The sequence below is a fragment of the Streptomyces sp. F001 genome, assembly GCF_004187715.1.
Classification (GTDB): Bacteria; Actinomycetota; Actinomycetes; order Streptomycetales; family Streptomycetaceae; genus Streptomyces; species Streptomyces flavusporus.
The window spans coordinates 886938-908805 of sequence record NZ_QZWF01000002.1; the positions used below are offsets into that span (position 1 = coordinate 886938).

At 68.6% G+C, this 21868-nt stretch carries 11 protein-coding genes and 3 pseudogenes; 8 read left to right on the forward strand and 6 right to left on the reverse strand.

Annotation, left to right across the window (positions count from 1 at the left end; translation table 11 throughout):
• Window positions 1-314 precede the first annotated feature (314 nt).
• Entirely contained in the window at window positions 315-9365 is a 9051-nt protein-coding gene (locus StrepF001_RS11610; RefSeq protein WP_240797401.1) for a DNRLRE domain-containing protein, read from the forward strand.
• A gap of 84 nt (window positions 9366-9449) precedes the next feature.
• Here StrepF001_RS11610 and StrepF001_RS11615 read toward each other — a convergent pair whose 3' ends face one another.
• Both StrepF001_RS11615 and StrepF001_RS11620 read right to left on the reverse strand, forming a co-directional pair.
• Complete coding sequence (locus StrepF001_RS11615; protein ID WP_240797402.1) at window positions 9450-10535, reverse strand: hypothetical protein; 1086 nt, start codon at window positions 10533-10535, stop codon at window positions 9450-9452.
• A 112-nt stretch (window positions 10536-10647) separates the two neighbouring features.
• Window positions 10648-11156 (reverse strand): annotated as a pseudogene (locus StrepF001_RS11620) (transposase); the annotation flags it as partial.
• On the opposite strand from StrepF001_RS11620, the pseudogene StrepF001_RS11625 reads away from it, so the two are divergent.
• From StrepF001_RS11625 to StrepF001_RS11650, 6 genes and pseudogenes are all read left to right on the forward strand, one after another.
• Window positions 11157-11345 (forward strand): annotated as a pseudogene (locus StrepF001_RS11625) (transposase); the annotation flags it as partial.
• 100 nt (window positions 11346-11445) lie between these two features.
• Window positions 11446-11748 (forward strand): hypothetical protein, encoded by a 303-nt coding sequence (locus StrepF001_RS11630; RefSeq protein WP_129798181.1) that lies wholly within the window; start codon window positions 11446-11448, stop codon window positions 11746-11748.
• A 358-nt stretch (window positions 11749-12106) separates the two neighbouring features.
• Window positions 12107-12670 (forward strand): hypothetical protein, encoded by a 564-nt coding sequence (locus StrepF001_RS11635; protein WP_129798182.1) that lies wholly within the window; start codon window positions 12107-12109, stop codon window positions 12668-12670.
• Window positions 12667-14067: a peptidoglycan-binding protein gene (locus StrepF001_RS11640; RefSeq protein WP_240797403.1), complete on the forward strand. Its 1401-nt coding sequence runs from the start codon at window positions 12667-12669 to the stop codon at window positions 14065-14067. The genes StrepF001_RS11635 and StrepF001_RS11640 overlap by 4 nt, the downstream gene beginning before the upstream one ends.
• Window positions 14064-14801: an ABC transporter ATP-binding protein gene (locus tag StrepF001_RS11645; protein WP_129798183.1), complete on the forward strand. Its 738-nt coding sequence runs from the start codon at window positions 14064-14066 to the stop codon at window positions 14799-14801. Before StrepF001_RS11640 ends, StrepF001_RS11645 begins: the two co-directional genes overlap by 4 nt.
• Window positions 14802-14806: 5 nt before the next feature.
• Window positions 14807-16048 carry an ABC transporter permease gene (locus StrepF001_RS11650; protein WP_129798442.1) on the forward strand — a complete coding sequence of 414 codons (1242 nt, stop codon included), beginning with the start codon at window positions 14807-14809 and terminating at the stop codon, window positions 16046-16048.
• 472 nt (window positions 16049-16520) lie between these two features.
• Here the strand turns inward: StrepF001_RS11650 and StrepF001_RS11655 are convergent, their stop codons facing one another.
• The 3 genes from StrepF001_RS11655 to StrepF001_RS11665 are packed head-to-tail and all read right to left on the reverse strand — an operon-like array spanning window position 16521 to window position 19842.
• Complete coding sequence (locus StrepF001_RS11655; protein WP_129798184.1) at window positions 16521-17180, reverse strand: sulfotransferase family protein; 660 nt, start codon at window positions 17178-17180, stop codon at window positions 16521-16523.
• 54 nt (window positions 17181-17234) lie between these two features.
• Window positions 17235-18275 (reverse strand): 3-oxoacyl-[acyl-carrier-protein] synthase III C-terminal domain-containing protein, encoded by a 1041-nt coding sequence (locus StrepF001_RS11660; protein ID WP_129798185.1) that lies wholly within the window; start codon window positions 18273-18275, stop codon window positions 17235-17237.
• A gap of 13 nt (window positions 18276-18288) precedes the next feature.
• Window positions 18289-19842, reverse strand: a complete 1554-nt coding sequence (locus StrepF001_RS11665) for an arylsulfotransferase family protein (protein WP_129798186.1) — start codon at window positions 19840-19842, stop codon at window positions 18289-18291.
• 644 nt (window positions 19843-20486) lie between these two features.
• Between StrepF001_RS11665 and StrepF001_RS50025 the strand changes: the two are divergent.
• Window positions 20487-20623, forward strand: a pseudogene (locus StrepF001_RS50025) (RNA-directed DNA polymerase); the annotation flags it as partial.
• Between the two features lie 274 nt (window positions 20624-20897).
• Here the strand turns inward: StrepF001_RS50025 and StrepF001_RS11675 are convergent.
• Window positions 20898-21692 (reverse strand): alpha/beta hydrolase, encoded by a 795-nt coding sequence (locus tag StrepF001_RS11675; protein ID WP_129798187.1) that lies wholly within the window; start codon window positions 21690-21692, stop codon window positions 20898-20900.
• Between the last annotated feature and the right edge of the window lie 176 nt (window positions 21693-21868).

The window sequence follows — 21868 nt, forward strand, 5'->3', positions numbered from 1 at the left end:
GATACCCCTGTCAAGGGATCTTGGTCCAGTGATCAGTGTTGGCCTGATCTCATCTCGTCGCTTCACGGGAAGAACCTGTGAGGAAGAGGGAAAGTGGCAGCTCAGACGCCAACTGGTCGCATTTTTAGGTGAGTTGTGTAAATGGTCCGTGCAGTTGACATGGACAGTGTGCCCTTTGCTAGGACTCTCGGCTGCCGACTGCCGTCCGGCAGCCGGTCCTTGGTTCCTTCGAAGGGAAACCGATGCACAGACCACGGGCCGTAAGGCTCTTGGCCTCGAGTGCGGCGCTGGCGGTCCTCGCGACCGTCGCGCCGATGACGCCGGCATTCGCGGCACCACCCGATACGGGCCGACTCGCAGACTCCCTCAGCGACTTCTTCACCGACGAGGAGCAGGAACCGGCTGATCCGCCGGAGCTCCCCGACACCGATGTCCCGGCCAATGACAAGCTCGCCAAGGCGAAGAACGCTCCGAAGGCCAAGCGGGTCAAGGAGCTGACGGATCGGCGGACGCCGTACTCCCGTCACTGGCGCATGTCGGACGGGCGGGTCCAGTCCGAGGTCTCGGCCATGCCCACCTCGTACGAGACGGGCAAGGGCGAGGACGCCGAGTGGAAGCCGATCGACACGGCGGTCACCGGCACCGGCCGCAAGGGTTTCGAGAAGGCGAACACCACCAACCTCGCCCGGACCTACTTCGGTTCACGCCCCGGTGAGCTGGTCCGCTTCGAGCTCGACGAGGGCCACTGGGTCGCCATCGGCCTGAAGAACGCCGGTGCCGCGAAGCTGACCCCGGCGGTCGACGGCAACAAGGTCACCTACAAGGACGCGCTGGGCCAGGGGATCGATCTCTCCTACACGGTCGGCAACGGCAGCGTGAAGGAGGACATCGTCCTCAACGAGCGGCCGAAGGGCACGCTTTCCTTCGAGTTCACGCTCATCACGGGCGGCCTGACCGCGAAGTCGGAGAAGGACGGCACCATCTCGCTGTACGGCGAGAACTCCCCTGTCGGCACTCCCGCGTTGGTGATCCCCGCGCCGTTCATGACGGACGCGAAGAAGGATGCCGCCTCGGCGTACGGCACCACCGGAACCGACGCCGTCCGTCAGGTCCTGTCCGGCAAGGACGGAACGTACGGCATCAGTCTGAAGCCGGACGCCAAGTGGCTGGCGGCGCCTGAGCGCGAGTACCCGGTGACGGTCGACCCGACGGTGACGATCGCGCCGACGCCGTCACAGTCCGCGGACGCGATGATCTCCTCGGACGACCCGAGCGCCAACTACGCGGACCTCTGGCGCCTTTCGGTCGGCAACACCAGCACCGGCACGTCACGTGCGCTGCTGCGGTTCGGCCTGTCCGGCATACCCGTCGGCACACAGCTGGATTCGGCCGAACTGAAGCTGTACTACGACCAGACGCACACCACCGGCGCCACCGAGGTCCAGCTGGAGGCGCACCGCGCCACCACGGCGTGGACCGAGGCGGGCGCCACCTGGAACAACGCAGGCGGCATCACCGGTGAGCTGTCCGGCACGTCGGTCCTCGTCGACGACGGCGACTCCGGCACCACAGCCGCCCAGGGCGCCTGGCCCACCTCCGGGAACACCGCGTACACGCAGTACGCGATCGGGCAGGACTACCGGTACAACAAGGACGCCACGGCGGGTGACAAGTACACCTGGCGGCCGAGCCTCCCCGAGGACGGCGAGTACCAGGTCGACGTCCACTACGTCCCGGCCTCCGACCGCGCCACCAACGCGCCCTACACGGTGACGTACGACGGCGGCACCAAGACCTACCCGGTGAACCAGCAGGTGGGCAGCGAGGGTGTCTGGAAGCCGCTGGGCAAGCACCCGTTCAAGGCGGGCACCACCGGCCAGGTCGTGCTCGGTGACGGCCCCGCCTCGACCTCCACGACCGTCCTCGCGGACGCCGTGCGCTTCACCAAGGGCGGTGTGGTCACCAAGCAGCCGCAGGAGGTCAACACCTGGCACTCCTTCCCGGTGACCAAGACCGTCCAGCAGTGGCTCGACGGCACCTACGAGAACCACGGCTTCGTGGTGAAGGCCGCCGACGAGTCCGCGAGCGCCCCCAAGGGCGGCCCCCGGTACGAGGCCGCCGAGTACGCCTACAAGGGCGAGGTCGCCAACTACCCGAAGCTGGTCCTCACCTGGGGCAACCAGGGTGTCGACGTCGACCCGCCGAAGGTCGTCCACTCCACCGGTGCCGAGCTGAACTGGCCCGCGTACACCGACCCGTCGACCTCGCAGGGCGACGACATCGTCGAGTACCAGGTCCACCGCAGCGTTTTCCAGCACTTCAAGCCCTCCTCGCAGACCCTGGTCTCCCCGGTCGCCAAGGACACGCGCACGTACACGGACACCTCGGCCCGGCCGACCCCGGCCGACTCCGCCGAGGAGTTCGGTGACGCGTACTACTACATGGTCGCGGTGAAGACCCGTGACGGGCAGATCCTCCCGTCCGTCACGGAGCTGGTGCGTCTGCCGAAGGCCGGCCGCACCACGGTAGTGCTGCAGGCCGGGCAGAGCGACACCACGCTCTCCTCCACCGAGTCCGCCACCGGTCACGACACGCTCACCGACGCGGGTGTCGCCCACCCGTGGCTGTCGGTGGGCAACAACTCGGCCACGTACGGCAACACCCGTGCCGTACTGAAGTTCCCCACCGTCAGCGAGATCCCGAGCAACGCCCGGGTCCTCGAGGCGCAGCTGAACATGTGGGGCTTCCAGACCACAACCGACTCGAGCGGCGCGATCTACGAAGCCCACGGCCTGACCCGCGACTTCGACGAGGCCACGGCTTCCTGGACCAAGGCCGGCTCCACCACCTCGTGGAGCACGCCCGGTGGTGACATGGACGCCGCCGTCTCCGACACCGTCGGCACGGTCACCAACGACCCGGCGCGGCAGTTCTGGTACGTCACCTCGCTGGCCCAGAACTGGATCTCGAACCCGTCCAGCAACCACGGCCTCGCGGTCAAGCTGCGCGACGAGTCGACGGCCGGCCCGCGAGAGCGGACGCTGTTCCTCTCCTCCGAGGCCGAGGAGCCGCAGCTGCGCCCGCAGCTGGTCGTCACGTACCTGACGAAGTCGACGGAGTCGACGTACCACGCCCCGTACACGCCGTCCCGGATGATCCCGGGCGACGAGTACACCGTCGACGTCACCGTCACCAACACCACCACCAGCGCCTGGACGGCGGGCGACTACGCGCTGTCCTACACCTGGTCGCTCCCGGACGGCACCGACGCCACCACCGGCGGCAACCAGCTGGAGACGGTGCTGCCGAACGAGGTCCTGCCCGGTGACTCGGTCACCGTGCCGGCGAAGCTGAAGGCCCCGATCAACTCGGACTCCGGCAACAAGCGCCTGGACTACGTGCTGAAGTGGGACCTGAAGAACACCGCCACCGGCACCTGGCTGTCCGCCGGCGAGGGCATCGCCCCGCTGGCGCAGAACGTCCGCACCGAGGACCCGACCTCCAACCAGCTCGGTCTGGAGAAGTTCTACTCGTACGCGGGCAAGAACACCGGTGCGGGCTCGTCGCTGATGACGAACCTGTACGCGGGCAACACGGTCTGGCAGTACAACGCGTTCTCCAACCCGGGCCGCGGCATCGCCACCTTCGCCCGGTTCGCGTACAACTCGCAGGACACCTCCGACACGGTCCTCGGCCACGGCTGGTCGGCGCAGCTCGCCATGCCGCTCCGGCTCGGCGCCGCACTGGACTTCCACCCCAACCCGGACCCGACGGAGGTCACCCTCCCCGACGGCGACGGTACGGCGCATGTCTTCCGCAAGCAGGACGACGGCAGTTGGCGGGCCCCGGCCGGTGTGCACTATCTGCTGCGGCAGGGCGCCGGCGTGGACTGCAAGCCGAACGCCGACGGCGACCCGCGCGCCTGGTCGCTGACGCGTCCGGACCGCACCCAGTTCTTCTTCGACTGCGACGGCTATCTGACGTCGATCGTCGACAAGAACGGCAACACGCAGACGTATACGTACGCCGAGCGCAAGTCGAACAACAAGCCCGTCAAGTTCCTCACGTACATCGAGGACCCGGCGCGGCGCCAGTCGCTCACGGTCGAGTACTACACGAAGGCCGACACCAACAGCCCGAAGATCATCGACCACGTCAAGTCGATGACCGACATCTCGGGCCGCAAGGTCACCTTCGAGTACTCCGACAAGGGCCTGCTCACGAAGCTCACCGACGGCGCGGGCACGTCCCAGCCCAAGGTCTTCGGCTTCACGTACGACATGGAGCAGGGCAACAAGAACGCCAAGCTGGTCAAGGTCACCGACCCGCGGGGGAACGGGACTTCGCTCGACTACTACTACCCGAGCGAGGGTGACGATCCGAAGTTCCACTGGAATACGCAGACGCTGACGGACCGCCTCGGCGGGACGACCGGCTATGCGTACGCGGATCCGGATGGGACGGCGGGGTCGGTCATCAACACCAAGGTGACCGATGCCGAGAACCACACGAGTGAGTACGTGATCGACGGCTACGGCCGTGCCACCGCCATGACCAACGCCAAGTCCGAGACCACGAAGATGGCCTGGGACACGGACAACAACGTGACGCGCATCGAGGAGGCCAACGGCGCCGTCACGACCTGGAAGTACGACCCGAACACCGGTTATCCGCTGGAGCAGAAGGACGCCGAGGCCAACAAGAACGGCACCGAGGCGCAGACCTTCACGTACTCCTACGGACTCGACGGCCATATCGCGGACCTCTTCGAGAAGAAGTCCCCCGAGGGCCGCACCTACCGCTTCGGCTATGACACCAAGGGCAACCTGACTGCGGTCACCGACCCGAAGGGCATCGCCTCCGACACGGAGGGCGACTACACCGCGCGCACCGAGTACGACGCCTACGGCCAGGTCATCAAGGAGACCGACGCCAACGGGCACGCCACGCAGTACAGCGGGTTCGAGCCGGTCGGCTATCCGCGGACCATCAAGGACGCGGCCGGAAACGACTCGCAGTTCGCGTATGACGTACGGGGCAATGTCACCGAGGTCGTCAACGCCAAGGGCGCCAAGGTCACCCAGGCCTATGACACCTTCGGCCGGCCCTTGGAGAAGAAGGAGCCCGTCAAGCAGGCCGACGGCGACTTCATCGTCACGCCCGCACCGGTCTACGACGCCAACGACAACATCACCAAGGTGACGGCGCCCAACGGCGCGGTCTCCAGCACGGTGTACGACGACGCCGACCAGGCGGTCGAGACGGTCGACCCGGGCGACGAGGCATCGGATCCGGGCCGGAAGACGACGACCGCGTACGACAAGGTCGGCAATGTCGTCAAGGTCACGGGGCCGCAGGGCAATCTGACGCCCGAGGAAGGCGACTTCACCGCCACCACCGTGTACGACGCGGCCTACCAGCCGGTCGAGATGGTGGACGCCGAGGGCAACAAGGCGACGGTGTCGTACGACAACGTCGGCAATGTCGTGAAGATCGTCGACCCGCGCAAGAACGCCACCGAGGATCCCGACGACTACACCACCCGTTACGAGTACGACCTCAACCACCGCACCAAGCGCACCATCGACGCCCTGGAGTGGGCGACCTCGGTCCGCTACGACAAGGACGGCCTGCAGATCGCGCAGACCGACGCGGAGGGCAACGAGTCGCTCGCGACGTACGACGAACGCGGCGCGCTCGTGGAGTCCAGGGTGCCGGTCAAGGAGGACGCCTCCGGCAACGTCACCTCCTACCGCACGACCAAGTACGAGTACGACCAGGTCGGCAACCGTACGAAGACGATCACTCCGCGCGGCGTCGAAACCACCGACGACGCGACGGACTTCACGTCGGAGACGGTCTACGACGAGCTGAACCGGGTGAAGGAGGAGCGCTCCGCCTTCGACAAGGACGACTCGACGTACGCCACACCGGACTCGGTGTTCTACCACTACGACTCCGTCGGCAACCTGCAGTCGGTCTCGGCTCCGCCGTCCGACGGCCAGACGGTGCGCAACGTCACCGAGTACACGTACTACGACAACGGCTGGACCGAGACGTCGAAGGACCCGTGGGACATCACCACGGCCTACGAGTACAACAAGCTCGGCCAGCAGACGAAGAACACGCTCACCTCGGCGGGCGGATCCCAGCAGCGCACCATGACCTGGGACTACTACCTGTCCGGCAACGAGAAGGCCCGCTCGGACAACGGTGTGCCCGTCGGCAGGCACGTGGTGCTCGTCGACAGCTCGGACTTCAACAACACGGCGCTCCAGGGAAACTGGACGCGCACCCAGGCCGAGCAGCAGTACGGATACGACACGTACTCGCATCCCGCGGGTGATGGCAGCGCCTCCCTGTCGTGGCAGCTGAACATCCCGCAGAACGGCACCTACGAGGTCTTCGTACGGCACCCGAAGGTGACCGGGGCCGCGAGTGATGCCTCCTTCAAGGTCGATCACGACGGTGGCAGCGCCACGAAGACGGTCGACCAGACCCAGCGCGCCGGCGAATGGATCTCGCTCGGCAGCTACGCGTTCGTGGAGGACGGTCCGCAGAAGGTCACGCTGACCGACAAGGCGAACGGGACGGTCCTGGCCGACTCGGTGAAGCTGGTGCGCTCCAACACCGGTGACACGGACACGGAGCAGAAGGACTTCACCTACAAGTACAACGCGAACGGCAACAAGACGGAGGTCCGTGACCTCTCGCCGGGCGCGAAGATCGACACGTACAAGATCGCGTACGACGGTCTCAACCGGATCAGGACGGTCGAGGAACTCGCGGCCGGCACGGTCAAGAACACCACCGCGCTGACCTACGACGAGAACGGCAACCCGCTCACGTCGACGCACGACCTGACCTGGTCGAAGATCGAGTACGACGAGCGCGACCTGGTCAAGAAGGTGACCAACGCCGATTCGCCCAGTGCGGGCAATCAGCAGATCACCTCGATGACCTACACCGGGCGCGGCCAGCTCCTGAAGCAGACCAAGCCCAACGGCAACACGCTCGAGATGCAGTACTACCCCGACGGGTCGGTCCGGCAGTCGCTGGAGAAGACCTCGGGCGGCAGCCTCGTGGCGCAGCACGATCTGGAGTACACGCCCAACGGGCACCGCTCCAAGGACGTGCTCAAGCTGATGAACGCCGACGACAACTCGGCCCACATCGACAACACGTACTCCTTCACCTACGACCCGCAGGACCGCATCACCAAGGTCGACAAGGCGGGCGACGCCCCGGCGACCGAGGAGTACCGCTACGACCGCAACAGCAACATCGTCGAGCAGACGGTGGACGGCATCACCACGACCCAGCGCTACGACCGCAACCGGCTTCTGTCGGCCTCGTCGCAGGGCGTGACGTCCACCTACAACTACGACCCGCTGGGCCGGCTCGACACCGTCAGCACGGGTGGCCAGACGGCCGAGAAGTACACGTACGACGGCTTCGACCGCACCGTGAAGGTGCGTGCCGGCAGTGGTGCGACGGCCCAGACCACCAGCTATGTCTTCGACCCCTTCGACCGGACGGTCTCCCAGACCACATCCGGCGACCAGGGCAAGACGACGGTGTTCACCTACCTCGGACTCGACACCACGCTCCTGCGCGAGACCGTGGACGGCAAGGCCGACAAGGACTACCAGTACCTCGCCGGCGGCCAGCGGGCCACGCAGATCAAGCACAAGGACGACGGCGCCAAGGAGGTCTCGCAGTACGTCACCAGCCCGCGCGGCGATGTCGAGGCGATCACGAAGGAGGACGGCAACACCCGCGCCACGTATGGCTACACGGCCTACGGCAGTGACGACGAGTCCCAGATGACCGGTGCGGACAAGCCGGCATCGGGGGGTGAGGTGCAGGACTCGTACAACGCGTTCCGCTTCAACTCCTCGCGCTTCGACGCCTCGTCGGGCACGTACGACATGGGCTTCCGCAACTACGACCCGGGCCTGAACCGCTTCCTGACCCGGGACTCGTACAGCGGAGCACTGGCCGACATCTCGCTGGCCACCGACCCGTTCACCGGTAACCGGTACGCGTTCGCGGGCGGCAACCCGATCAGCTTCGTCGAGCTCGACGGACACCTGTTCGGGCTCTCGCTCTCCGACATCGGGCACGCCGCGCTCGACGTGGTCGGCATGGTCCCCGTCGTGGGCGAGGTCGCGGACGTCGCCAACGGCATCTGGTACGCGGCCGAGGGCAATTACGCCGACGCCGCCCTCTCGCTCGCCTCGGCGATCCCGCTGGTGGGCTACGGGGCGACGGCGGTCAAGGCAGGCAAGTACGCCGCGAAGGGCATCGAGGCCGCCGACAGCGCCAACGATGCGCGCAAGGCGGCGGACAACGTCGGCGACGCGGCCGACACGGCAGGCGACGCCCGCAAGGCGGACGGCCCCGACGGGACGACGACGAAGTCGCCGGACCAGCCGGATCCGAAGACCTGCAAGACCAACAGCTTCACACCCGGTACGCAGGTCGTCCTCGCGGACGGCAGCACCACGGACATCGAGAAGCTGAAGGTCGGCGACCAGGTCGTGGCCACCGACCCGGAGACGGGTGCCACCGAGGCCCGCTACGTCACCAACGCCCGCAGCCACAAGGGCGTGAAGGACCTCGTCACCCTCACCGTCGACCGTGACGGCAAGGACGGCAAGGCCAAGCCGGTCGAGATCACCTCGACGGCCGCGCACCTTTACTGGCTGCCGGACTTCGGCAGGTGGGCCGAGGCCAAGAACCTCAAGTCCGGCATGTGGCTGCAGACCTCCGCCGGTACCTGGGTCCAGATCACCGCGATCGACACCGCGCACCGCACGGAGCGCGTCTACAACCTGTCGGTCGAGGGCGTCCACACGTACTACGTGGGCGCGGGCCACACCGCCGTTCTCGTTCACAACTGTGGCTATGAGAACGAGGCGATCGCCGCGCAGAAGCGCGCGGACGACCTCAAGAAGCAGTGGGGCAAGGGCCACGACTACTCGACGGTCGCCGTGATCGGTGTGCGCAACAAGATCACGGGTGAGATCAGCGAGAAGGTGGCGCTGGCCGGCGGCAAGAACATCGACGAGGTCGGCCAGAACGTCCTCAAGAACGGCGAGGAGTTCATCCAGGGCCAGCCGGTGCCCGGCCGCCTCACGGCCAAGGGCAAGCAGGCGTACGAGCACGCCGAAGAGGCCGTGTTCAACTGGGTGAAGAAGGACCCGAACCTCGAAGTCGTCTACGGCGGCACCTCGCGCAACGTCTGCAAGGGCGTATGCGCGCCGCTCGTGCAGCAGACGATGAACCTGGGCGGCAAGGTATTCCGAGGGAGGGGGGACAAGACGCAGTTCAGGATGTTCTGGCTCACCACGCGGTACTAGCCATGCGCTGACCCCGTGATGCAAGCGGCCCGCCGGTCCCCGGACCGGCGGGCCGTATCGCGTGTGTGTTCTCCGCCGAAGCTGTCAGCCTTCCTGCGCCAACTCCCATACGAGGACGGCCGTCCGGTCCTCGGAGACCGTGTACCAGGCTCCTTCGCCCGCTGACCGCACCGGTCCGCAGACGGGCTCCGGATAGCTGATCCGGGCCCGCAGCGCCATATCGGCCGTGCCGACCAGCCAGTGGCGGCCCGGTCCGTATCCGGCGTCGCTGCCCGAGGTGCCCGCGACGACCGTGGTCTCGTCGATGAAGGCGGCTTCGAAGTCCCAGTAGACGCGGCCCTCTTGGGGATACGGCGGCACGGCGGGGTCCGCGTCCAGGTCCCGCAGTATCGCGCCGTCGTCCGCCGCGTGCAGATAGAGCGCGTCCTGCTGGACATCGGTGGCGAGGAGATGCCGGCCGGAAGGGCTCACGTCGAGGAGCACGGTCTCGTCGTCGACCTTCCGTACGGACAGCACCCCGCCGTCCAGCCGGCCCCACAGCGCCGGAGAACCCTCCTCGCCCTCGCCGATGCTCAGGCCCATCTGTGCCGGGTCGGGAGGCACGGTGTGGAAGGATCCCGAGGCCACGGTGCCCGTGCCCGTACGTGCCAGGACCCGGCCGTCGGCGGCGTCGAGGACCAGCCAGAACTCATCGGACTCCACGTCCTCCCCGTCGCCCGCCAGAGGGCCGCGCACATGGGCCCACAGGAGCTTGCCGTCGGCGGAGAACGCCGCCGAACCGCTGTCGGGGTACTCGTGCTCGCCGTCCTCGCCGCGGTCGTCGGCGTACTCGGCGAAGTCCTCGTGCATCTCGGGGCATTCATCGGCCCAGCACGCGTGCCGCACCTCCCAGCGCGTGGCCCCGGAAACGTCCACCGCCCGCACCGCGTGCAGCCCGGCGAACACGGCGACGTCACCCGAGGGGGAGACCGTGACCGTGCCCAGGTCGCGCGGCCAGGGAGCGGGGAAGCGCACCAGGTCGCCCGACGCGGGGTCGAGCAAGGCGAGTTCGGTGTCGGCGCGCTGCACGACCAGCCTGCGTCCGCCCGTGTGCAGCAGGACGGGGGCATCGGCGGAGCCGGCCTCCAGCGGGGCCGGGATGGTGGCGACGAGACGGGCCGCGCGTTGCACGGACCCTCCGTTTATGGGATCGGTGGACATGCACCGCATGCTGGCACACATGCCGGGGTGAGTCCGCCCCGAGGTGGTTCGACAGCGCACCGTCTGCGCAATGAACGTCTGAGTGGTCGTACTCGCGCGCCAGACGCCGGTGCAGCATCAACCTGCCGTTGGTCTGCTCGACCACCCACCGCTTGGCTGCGGGACGAAGCCCTTGCCCTGGTCGTCCGGGGTGCGGCGGACGACCTCGACGGTGATGTCCAGCAGCGCGCCGTGGATGATGACCTCGTCCTTGAACCCCTGGTCCACCAGGGCCTTCTCCAGGCGCATCCCGCACCGCTCGGCCGCCTGGTCGAGCAGGGCCGTGCCAGCGGCGTGGTCATGGGCGGAGGCGACCAGCACGACGACGCCGATGATCATCCCCAGCACGTCGACGGCCAGTCCCCGCTTGCGACCCGGTGTCCGCTTGTTCGCGTCCAGTCCCGTCGTGGTCTTCGGGACACCCGCGGCCGCGCGCACGGACTGGGTGTCGATGACCACCAGGGACGGGTCCTCTAATCGGCGGGCCTTCTCCCTCACCTGGCAGCGCAGGAGTTCCTGGATCCGCTGGTCGAGCCCGTCCTGGCGCCACAGTTTCACGTCGTCAAAAGACGCTGGGTAGTTGAGCGAAGTCTCGGATGGCTCATGCTCCACAGGCGCCTCGCCCGCGACTACGAGACCCTCAGCACCAGCTCCGAAGCCATGATCCACATCGCCTCGATCGACAACCTCGCCAAGCGCATAACGGACGAGACCACATCAACCTGGCGAGGAACTTACTAGGGCATACAGGGCAATACGCCTAGATCAAATGCCCTCTCAGAAACAGGCACGGTTGCTGCGGTCCATGGCGAGGTGTGTCCAGGGCGCTCGGTTCGCCGAGATGTGCCGCACTTACGCTGACCACCTGGTTGTGATCCAAGACAAACTGGCTGAAGAGGGCAGAGCCGACGAAGCGGTCACGGTTCGGGCTCTGGCACTCGGCATGCCGATGGAGTGGGTGGTCCAACTCTGGCGGCTCGCGGATGTCATGAGTGAACTCCGCGCCCGCCAGAAGGCTTGGGGGGAAAGCCACCACCGCATCGCGCGTGCGTTGAAGTCTGCTCGCATCCCGCTGTGGGTCGTGAGCGCACTGGACGAAATCTCCCTCGACGACCTCCGCTCGATGACGCCCAGCCCTCTCTGACCCCGCCGATCACCCGCCTGCACTACCTGTCACTTGGTTCCCCGTTCGTTAACGGCACCCCACCCTGCAGCGTCTACGTCACACACATGCTCACGACTTAAAGCCGCAGTTCAACACGTCAAACTCGACGAGTCCGTTCGGAAAACTCGACTCGTCGCGTCGGGCCGTGTGGCTGCGCGGGGCAGCCCCGAGCGAGCCTGACCTCCCGGTCGGCTCCCCGCGCCGAACAGCCGCGCCGCCCACTGCACGCGGCCCCTCGGCATGCCCGGAACACCCCGTACGCGCACGTCAAAGCCGCTGTCGACGCACATGATTTTGTGTCCCCGGTGTGACCGGACGCTGCGTAGAACTTGGACCCATGTTCACCACGACATACAAGAAGTCGGCCGTCCGCACCTTCGTGGCAGCGGCCGCCCTGCTCACCGGAACCCTTCTGACCGGCTGCTCCGACGACCCCGCCGCGGCCTCCTCCGGCTCGGACGAAGCATCGCCGACCAGCCCCGCCGACCGTGCGCTGGCCTACTCCCAGTGCATGCGTGAGAACGGCGTCCCCAACTTCCCCGACCCGCAGGCCGACAGCGGCGGCATCCGGATCAGCCCACAGGACGGCCTCGACCCCAACTCCCAGGAGTTCCAGGACGCTCAGCAGGCCTGCCAGGACCTCGCCCCGCAGGGCGGCCCGGGCGGTACCGGCGGCGGCGGGGCGATCGACTCGGCCAAGGCCGCCGAGTGGGCGCAGTGCATCCGCGACAACGGCGTGCCGAAGTTCCCGGACCCCGAGATCAACGGCTCCAGCCTGAACATCGACATCATGGGCGCCGGCGTCGACCCCGGTGACCCGAAGTTCCAGCAGGCCATGCAGACCTGCCAGAGCAAGTACCCGGGCGGCGCCGTTCAGTTCGGCGGAGGTGGCGGCCAGTGACGAGCCACGACGAGAGCGAGGCGCGACCACCCGGCGGTGACACCTCCGGAGCCCTGGAGCGCCTCGCCTCCCGCGAGATGGCGTCCCCGCAGGCCGGCGCAGTCGCCACCGCGAACGACGACGCACCCTCGCTCGCCACGCGGGAAGAGCAGGATCCCGCCACGGCCGACGGTGGCCGTGGCGGGCACGCCACCGCCGAAGCGCCGGCCGCCGGTAGCCACCGTCGGCGTCGGCCGCTGCGCATGTCCCTGATCCTGCTCGCCGCGATCGCCGTGGCCGCGGCGGCCGGCGTGGCCGCCACCGGGGCCCTCGGCGGCGACAGCGGCGACTCGGGCAGCGCGGCGCCCACCGCACCGCCCGCCACCGCGAAGGTGCAGCGCACCACCCTGACCGACACCCAGACCGTGGACGGCAACCTCGGGTACGGCAGCGCCACCACCGTGCAGGCCCCCGCCGCGCAGTCCGGCACCGGCTCCGCGACCGGCAGCGGGCAGCAGGCGCCGGACGGCGGCTCCGACACCGCGAGCATCGTCACCTGGCTGCCCGACGAGGGACGCGTCATCGAGCGCGGCGACGCCGTCTACCGCGTCAACGAGCAGAAGGTGCCGCTGCTCTACGGCTCCTTCCCGCTGTATCGCACCCTGCAGACCGGCACCGAGGGCGCCGACGTGGCGATGCTGGAGAAGAATCTCCGCGCCCTCGGCTACGACGGCTTCACCATCGACGACGAGTACACCTCGGACACCGCCGACGCGGTGCGCGAGTGGCAGGACGACCTGGGCCGCGAGGAGACCGGCACGGTGTCGCCCGCGGACGCCGTCATGGCCACCGGCGCCCGGCGCGTCGCCACGCAGGAGACCGTCCCCGGCGCCTCGCTGAGCGGCGCCGTGCTGTCCTGGACCGACACCGAACGGATCATCAGCGTCGACCTGGACGTCGCCTACGAGGACCTGGTCGAGGAGGGCACCGGGGCCACGGTGACGCTCCCCGACGACAGCACGGTCCAGGCCGAAGTGACGGACATCGGCACCCCGACCTCCACCAGCGCCGACGACTCTGGCGCCGGTGACGGCGGCAGCAGCTCCGGCGGTTCCGGCGACTCGGGCGGCGAGGACCCGACCCTGCCCGTGGAACTGACCGTCAAGGACCCCAAGAGTCTGGGCCGTTACCAGGCCGCCGCCGTCAAGGTCACCCTCAAGGCCGACAGCCGCAAGGATGTGCTCGCCGTGCCCGTCGACGCGCTGATGGCCCGTCAGGGCGGCGGCTACGCCCTGGAGGTCGTCACTGAGACCGGCACCGAACTGCGCCCCGTCGAACTGGGCATGTTCGCGGACGGCATGGTCGAGGTGTCCGGCACCGGCATCGAGGAGGGCACGGTCGTGGGGGTACCCAAGTGACCGTACCCAACCCCGTCGGCCGCCCCCTGGTCGAACTGGCCGGGGTGTCCAAGGCGTACGGCGACGTCGTCGCCCTGCACGACGCGGACCTCGTCGTCCGGCGCGGTGAACTCCTCGCGATCGTCGGCCCGTCCGGCTCGGGGAAGTCCACCATGCTCAACATCATGGGCACCCTGGACCGGCCGACGGCCGGCCTGGTGCGCATCGACGGGCACGACGTGTCCCGCCTCAGCGACCGCGAGCTGTCCGCACTGCGTGCCGGCACCATCGGGTTCGTATTCCAGCAGTTCCATCTCGCCCCCGGGGTGCCGGCGCTGGACAGCGTGGCCGACGGGCTCCTCTACAGCGGACGCCCGCGCGGTGAGCGGCGGCGCCTGGCCGAGCGGGCGCTGCGCCGGGTCGGCCTCGGCCACCGTCTCCGGCACGAACCGCACCAGCTCTCCGGAGGCGAGAAGCAGCGCGTGGCGATCGCGCGCGCGGTACTCGGCGACCCACCGCTGCTGCTGGCCGACGAGCCGACCGGCGCCCTGGACTCACGCTCCGGGACGGTGGTGCTCGAACTGCTCCACGAACTGCACGAGTCCGGTACGGCGGTGGTGGTCATCACCCACGACCGGGACATCGCCGCCTCCCTGCCCCGGGAGGTGCAGGTCAAGGACGGCCGCATCGAGCACGACTCCGCCGCCCGCGAGGCGACGTCCATGCCCCTCGTTCCCCAGGAGGCCGTGGGATGAGTGCGATGAGCGCCACCAAGCCGCCGACCGCACCGGAGGGCACCCCACCGCCCAAGCGGCCCAAACCCGCACGCATGCCCCCGGCCGATGTGCTGAGAGTGGGTGGTTCAGGGCTGCGCTCGCGTCCGATGAGGGTGTTCCTCTCGGCGCTGGGCATCGCCATCGGTATCGCCGCCATGGTCGGTGTGGTGGGCATCTCCACCTCCTCCACCGAGGACCTGAACCGCCGGCTCTCGGCCCTGGGCACCAACCTGCTGACGATCACACCCGGCACGTCCTTCAGCGGCGAGGGGGCCCATCTGCCCGCCGAGTCGGTCGGGATGATCGGCAACATCGCGGAGGTCGAGTCGGTGTCGGCGATCGGCCGCACGGACGCCAAGGTCTACCGCAATGACCATGTGCCCGAGCAGGAGACCGGCGGCCTCACCGTCGACGCCGCCCGCACGGACCTGCCGAAGTCCGTCGGCACCGAGGTCGTGGCGGGCAGCTGGCTGAACGCGGCCCACAGCCGCTACCCGGCGGTCGTCCTCGGCGCCAAGGCGGCCGAACAGCTCGGCGTCGACCGAGTGGGCGCCGATGTGAAGGTGTGGCTCGGCGGACGCTGGTTCACCGTCGTCGGCCTGCTCGCCCCCAACGAACTCGTGCCCACCCTGGACTCGGCGGCACTGGTGGGCTGGCCGGTCGCGGAACGGCTGCTGGATTTCGACGGCTACCCCACCAGCATCTATACCCGCGCCGAGGAGTCGTCCGTCAGCGACGTCCAGTCGATCCTGGGCGCCACCGCCAACCCGGAGATGCCCAGCGAGGTCGAGGTCTCCCGGCCGTCCGACGCGCTGGCCGCCAAGCAGGCCACGGACGACGCCCTCAGCGGCCTGCTGCTCGGACTAGGCGGTGTCGCCCTGCTCGTGGGAGGGGTCGGCGTGGCCAACACCATGGTCATCTCCGTGCTGGAGCGCCGCTCCGAGATCGGCCTGCGCCGCTCCCTGGGCGCCACTCGCGGCCAGATCCGCACGCAGTTCCTGGCCGAGGCGCTGCTGCTGTCCGCGCTCGGCGGCCTCGGCGGCGTGGTCCTGGGCATCGGCGTCACGACAGGGTACGCCTCCTACCAGGGCTGGCCGACCGTCGTCCCGGCCTGGGCGATGGCCGGCGGCGTCGGCGCCACCTTGGTGATCGGCGGCCTGGCCGGCTTCTATCCGGCTGTACGGGCGGCCCGTCTCCCACCGACCGAGGCACTGGCCACCACCTGAATCCGCGGTGCCCCCACGGCGGCCTTCCCCCGTCCCGTGGGGGCACCGCCTCTCGGCCGCACGTCAGCCGGGCGTTGCGCGGCCGGGCCGCGGGTGGACGGGCCTGCTTCCCTGCCTCGCAGCTTCTTCCGGACTGCTCATCAAGCAGCTGCCTGACGGCGGCTTTTCCGAGATCGTCGACGCGGCCGCGCGGCTGTCCGACACCACCGCGCCGCGTCGTCGAGCTGCGCCACTTGACGGCCGGCGAGGTGATGCCGAGGGCGCCCAGGCTCCAGGCCGTCCATGCCGCCCAGATCGGCTCGTCCGGGTCGTTGAAGGCGCGCATCGCCTGGTCGAAGCAGTCCCGGGCGCGCTGCGCTTCCGGACGATCCCGCGATCCACACCGAACCCAGGGGCCTTTACCCGGTTCAAGGAAGACTCAAGGCTCTGTCGCCCGTCACCAACGTCTCGGGACAGGTGGCTGGGACCGGGGTCAGTCGGCCGGCCCCACCGTGCCGCCGGCGGACCTGCGCTGGGCGATGTGCGCCGCGAAGGCCGCCCTGTCGTTGCTGCGTGGGAAGGGCTCGTCGGGGACCGGTACCCCGAGGAACTCGCACAGCGGCTCCCAGCCCTGGGCGACCTCGAAGACGAGCAGCCGGGCGGGGTCGAGTTCCTCCTTGACCGCGGTGTTGTGCCGTTCGAAGACCTGCAGGGCGTGCTGCTTGTCGGCGAATCGGCCGTCGAAGACGCCGTTCCAGACGACGTCGAGCGACATCTGGCGCACCTGGGCGAACAGCGGGTCGGCGTCGTCGGGCAGCGGGGCCACAGCGGCGGCGTAGATGCTGTTCTCGGCGCTGGCGTACCAGGCGTCCGGTGCGCGTTCGGTGAGGATCACCTTCGCCTCCGGGACGGCCGCGGTGATCTGCCGCCAGAAGGCGGCGCCTGGCCAGTCGGCACTCGAGCGGTAGCCCGTGTAGACCTGCGCCCAGTCGACGGGCTCGCCGCGGGCGGCGGCCTGCCACAGCGCAATGGAGTCCGGGTCCTCGAACAGGCCCAGCATGTGGTGGCAGGGGCCGAAGCCGAGCATTTCCAGAGCGGTTTTGAGCGACAGAGTTCCGGTGCGACCGAAGCCGGCGCCGAAGATTTCCAGCATGGGGCCCTCTCCATGTCGTAGGGATGTGCCATGTCGTAGGGGTGGTCCGGAGGGCTACGCGCCGCGCAGCAGCACCGCCCAGATCGTGGCCCCGGGGCCGAAGGCCAGGACGACACCGTGCTCCGCGGGGCCCAGGGGCCGGGTCGACTGGAGCCGGCGGAGTACCCCGAGCACGGCCGGGGCCGCGGTGTTGCCGTACTCGCGCATCACGGCGCGCGCCACGGTCATGGAGTCCTCGGGCAGACCGATCGCTTCCTCGACCCGGTCGAGGATGCGCCTGCCGCCGGGGTGCACCGCCCACCAGGTCACGTCGCCCCAGGCGAGGCCGTTCCTCGCCAGCAGCGCCTTCGCCGGGAGGCCGACGGCGCCGGCCACGACGTCCGGCATGGTCGGGGCCAGCCGGATCCACAGTCCCTGGTTGCCGATGTGCACCTGCAGGTCCTCGGCGTGCGCCGGGACGGTCAGCTGCTCGGCGTCGATCACCCGCGCCCCTGGCGCGCCCGGCTCGTCGGGCCGCAGCACGGCCGCGGCCGCGCCGTCGCCGAAGAGTGTCAGCACCACGGCCGCCTCCTTGTCGTACGGCGGTGGCTGCAGGTGCGGCGAGAACAAGTCCACGGCCAGCAGTACGGCGGGGCGGCGCCGGGCCGCGACCCAGTGCGCGCAGGCGGTCAGGGCCGGCAGGGCCGCGTAGCAGCCCATCGGGCCGAGGGAGAGGATCTCGACGTTCTCGCGCATGCCGAGCGCCGGCGCGAGGGCGTCGAGCCCTGGGGCGGAGTGGGTCGTGGTGGTGACGGTGGCCAGGAGTCCGACGTCCTGCGGGCGCAGTTCGGCCTGGTCGAGCACCTCCAGCACCGCTTCTCGGCCCAGCCGCGTGGCCTCGGCGAGGCTGCGGTCCATACGCTGCCGGGTGGGCCACCGCCGCGGGTCCTCGACCAGCACGTTGACCGCCATGCCCTTGGTGGTGATGGCGGAGTTGCCCACCACCTTCGCGACGGCGTCGCCACCGGCGTCGGCGGCGACGTGATTCGCCAGCTCCGTCATCTTCATCAGCGGCGGGGTCCTGAAGACGAGGTCTGTGATCCGCGCGTACGCCATGGTTGCCACCCGCTCAGTTCCCGTCGGACGAGGCGGCGCCGACGGGCGTGACGGGCGAGCTGTCGATGACTTTGCCGCGTTCGTCAAGCGCCTGTACCTGCAGCCGGTCGGCGTCACGGGCGGTGGCCGGGAGGGTGATCGGCGTGTCGAACCCGTCCCAGGCCGCGGTCCCGACCGGTTTCAGATTGCCCTCCGCCCCGGCGGCGAGCAGCCGCCAACGGGCCACGTTCGAGGCGCCGTTCCAGTTGGCCCGGACCACGCCTTCGTCGGCCTGCTCGACGAGGAGTCGGGGGTCGGTCAGGGGCCTGCCCTCCCAGGCGAGCCGGTAGGCGCGGTAGCTGCTGGTGGAGCGGGGGAACGCGGCGTCGAACAGCAGCCGGCCGTCGCGCGAGAACTCCGACATGCGGCCCGGCGAGGACACGCCCCAGCTCACGAACGTGTTGCCGTTGTCCAGTTGTTGGCTGCCCCCCTCCATGGTGCCGGACACCAGCTCCGGGTGGACCTGCTGGCGCACCAGCTCGGCCGTGCCGCGTTCGGGGTCTACCTTGATCCACGCCACCCGCGATTCGTAGCCCTCCAGGCCGCGCCGCGTCGCATTGTCGAAGACGCGGTAGGTGTTGCGGCCGACCGCCCGGACGTCGTGCTGCCAGCTGAAGCGCACCCCCACCCCGAGCCGGAAGTCGCTGTTGCGACCGCCCAGGCGCCAGATGATCTCGCCCGTCCGCCGGTCCACCTTGTAGATCGTGCTGGCGCCGTTGCCGGAGATGAGCAGGTTCCCGTCGGTGTCGACGTCGACGGAGTTCACATGCAGGTAGTCGTACGCCATGTTCTTGTCGGGGGAAGGCCGTATGTCGGAGTGGGTGAGCGGAACGTGCTCCAGAGCGCTCCAGTTCATCACCTTCTTGCCGGTAGCGATGTCGATCTCCTGCACAACGTTGTCGACAACCGTGCCGTTCGCGGGTCCGCCCAGCTCGCTCAAGTCGTACGGCTTCGGCTGATAGCTGATGATCAGCGCGGTGCCACGCTCGGTCAGAAGGAACTCGTGAAGGTCCATCACCTCGCCTGGATCAGGCGTCTGCACCGTTGCGATGATCTCGTAGTTCTCGTTGGCGATATAGCCGGTTCCGCTGCCTGTGCCGGTGTTCGTGGACTTGCCTTCCCACCATGTCAGGACCTTTTCGCCGCGGTATTCCTGTACGCGGAAGTCGGTGGCGAAGTAGCCGTCCGGCACCTCGCGGAACCAGATGGGACGGCCGCGGTCATCCATGATCTGCGGCCCTCGGGCGTAGTTCGGCTCCGGGCTCTGCGCCGTGACGAACAGCTCTCCCTGCGCCCGTCCGGGACGGCGGACCAGCACGTCGGCCGGGGGCGGTTCCACCACCGTCGTTCCGGTGACGTCTCCCGGCTGCAGCACGGAGCCGGTGCCGGCGGATCCGGCGTGGACGGGGAATCGGGCTGTGATGGGGGAGGCCGCCGCTGCGACCGTGTCCGTGCCGGAGGTGTGCGACGCGACCGCCAGCACGGCGGTCACGGCCAACGCGGTCAAGGTGCGTAAGTGATGGGTCATCCGCTTCATTTCCTGTCGAAGGAGGTGGTGGACGGTGTGCGGAGATTTCCCGATGGGCGCTGGTACGTTGCCGAGGCCGCGTGAGCCGTCGTCGTGTCTCACCACTTCTCGAAATCGGCAGCCCGGCAAGATCGCTGTACCGGACAAACGTTGTACCGACACTGCGGTCACCGCACGGTCACGAACCCGGTAGCCACCGGCCGACAACTTTCGGCACAGACGTCGTCACAGCACCCTCGTCCGCCACCCCTGGCACGCTCCGGCCGGACCGCGCTCCGTGCGGAGCGCGGTCCGAAGGGTCATCGTCACGGCCGTTTCGGTCCACGACTTCACTCGCGGGTGGATCACCCGGCTCGGGGTCTACCGCCTCACCGGAACCGTACGCAGGGCGACGGCGCACGCCAGCTGGTGAACGATGTCGGAAAGCCGTGTGCGGGAGAACTGCATCTGGACGCGAAAGCGTGAGGGGACGAAGAGCATGCCAGGGAAGCGGTGGCCGGCCGGAGGTGTCCAGGCCGACGTGCCGCAAGACCCGCGCGATATGGCCAAGACTGAACTGCTTCAAGCCCGATCTCCAGCGGTGAAAGTGCGCAGCCGGACGTACCACGAAGACGTACCACGGGATCGCCTACGGGGGATGCGTGATGCAGAGCGCCGAAGCGGTGCTGGACGTCATCCGCAAGCGTGGTGAAAGGGATTGCCTCTGGAGAGGCTTTACCGACAACTGTTCAATCCTCAGCTGTACTTGATGACCTACGGGCGCATCTACGCCAACACGGGCACCCAGACCGTGGAGCACTTCGGCAGGCTCGACCTCCTCGTCGACCACGCTCAGGAGTTCCACACCGGCATCGCCGTGAAGGAGACCAGTGGAACCGTCATCAACATGGGGCCGGGGTCGGCACTCAGTCGATCTCGCTGCACGGCGCCTACAGGTCGAACAAGGAGGCGATCCGCGGCCTGCGCTGCAGGTGATACAGAAATCGCCCGTGCGGGAGCTCCCTTCCAGCGCTCGGGACGGACAAATGCCGTCCCGAACTCGTAGGGGGCACGGCTCAGGAGTGGGCGAGCGCCCAGTCGAGGGCGTAGTCGGCGATCTCCTGCCAGCCGTCCTGGACGGCCATCAGGTGGGAGCGGCCGGGAAACACCTTGACCTCGGTCGTGGTGCCCTCCGCCTTGTAGTGCTTGGCGTTGGACATCTGGACCTTAGGCGGCATGAGGTGGTCGTCCTCGCCGGAGAGGAACAGGAGGGGCGCCCGGCCGGCGTTGTGGAAGTCCACGTAGGTGTCAGTGTGGCCGGGGTGAAGGTTGGCCAGTGCGCTGCTCCATACGATGTTGCCTGGTGCGGGGATGTGGTAGCGCTCGTATGTGGCGCGGGCCTGGTTCTCGGGAAACGTGTTCGCAAAGGCGTAGCGCCATTGGCCGAAGTCCAGTCCGACGGCGCGGTGCCGGTTGGCCGGGTTCTTCAGGACGGGGAAGAGGGACCGGACCTGGGACAGCGGTACGACCGGCACGCCCTCGACGGGGGCGGAGTTGATCGCCACTCCGGCGGCGCCGAGGCCGCGGTCCAGGAGGATCTGGGCGAAAGCGCCGCCGGCGGAGTGCCCTATCACTATGGGGGGCCGGTTCAGCCCCGTGATCAGCTTCTCAAGGCTGGAGATGATCGCCGGAACGGTCACAGTCTCGATCGGGGTCGGGTCGGCGTTGAGGGCGACGACCTCCGCCTCGAATCCGGGGTACGTCGGCGCGATGACACGGAAGCCCTTGTTCTCGTAGTGGGCGATCCAGCCCTCCCAGGCCCGCGGCGTCACCCAAAAGCCGTGGACGAGGACGATGGTGTCGGGTTGCATCAGTGTGTTCCTTAGCAGGGGGGCCGATGGCCGGTCATGATCTGTCGAAGGACGAGGCGCAACTTCATCGCCTGATGCGACGGGGTGCGACGGCCGGGATGTCGTCGTCCGCGGTCGGGACGACGTACCAGAACGGCGGCTCTTCCGCACTGCCCCACCGCTGAGGCCGGTTCGAC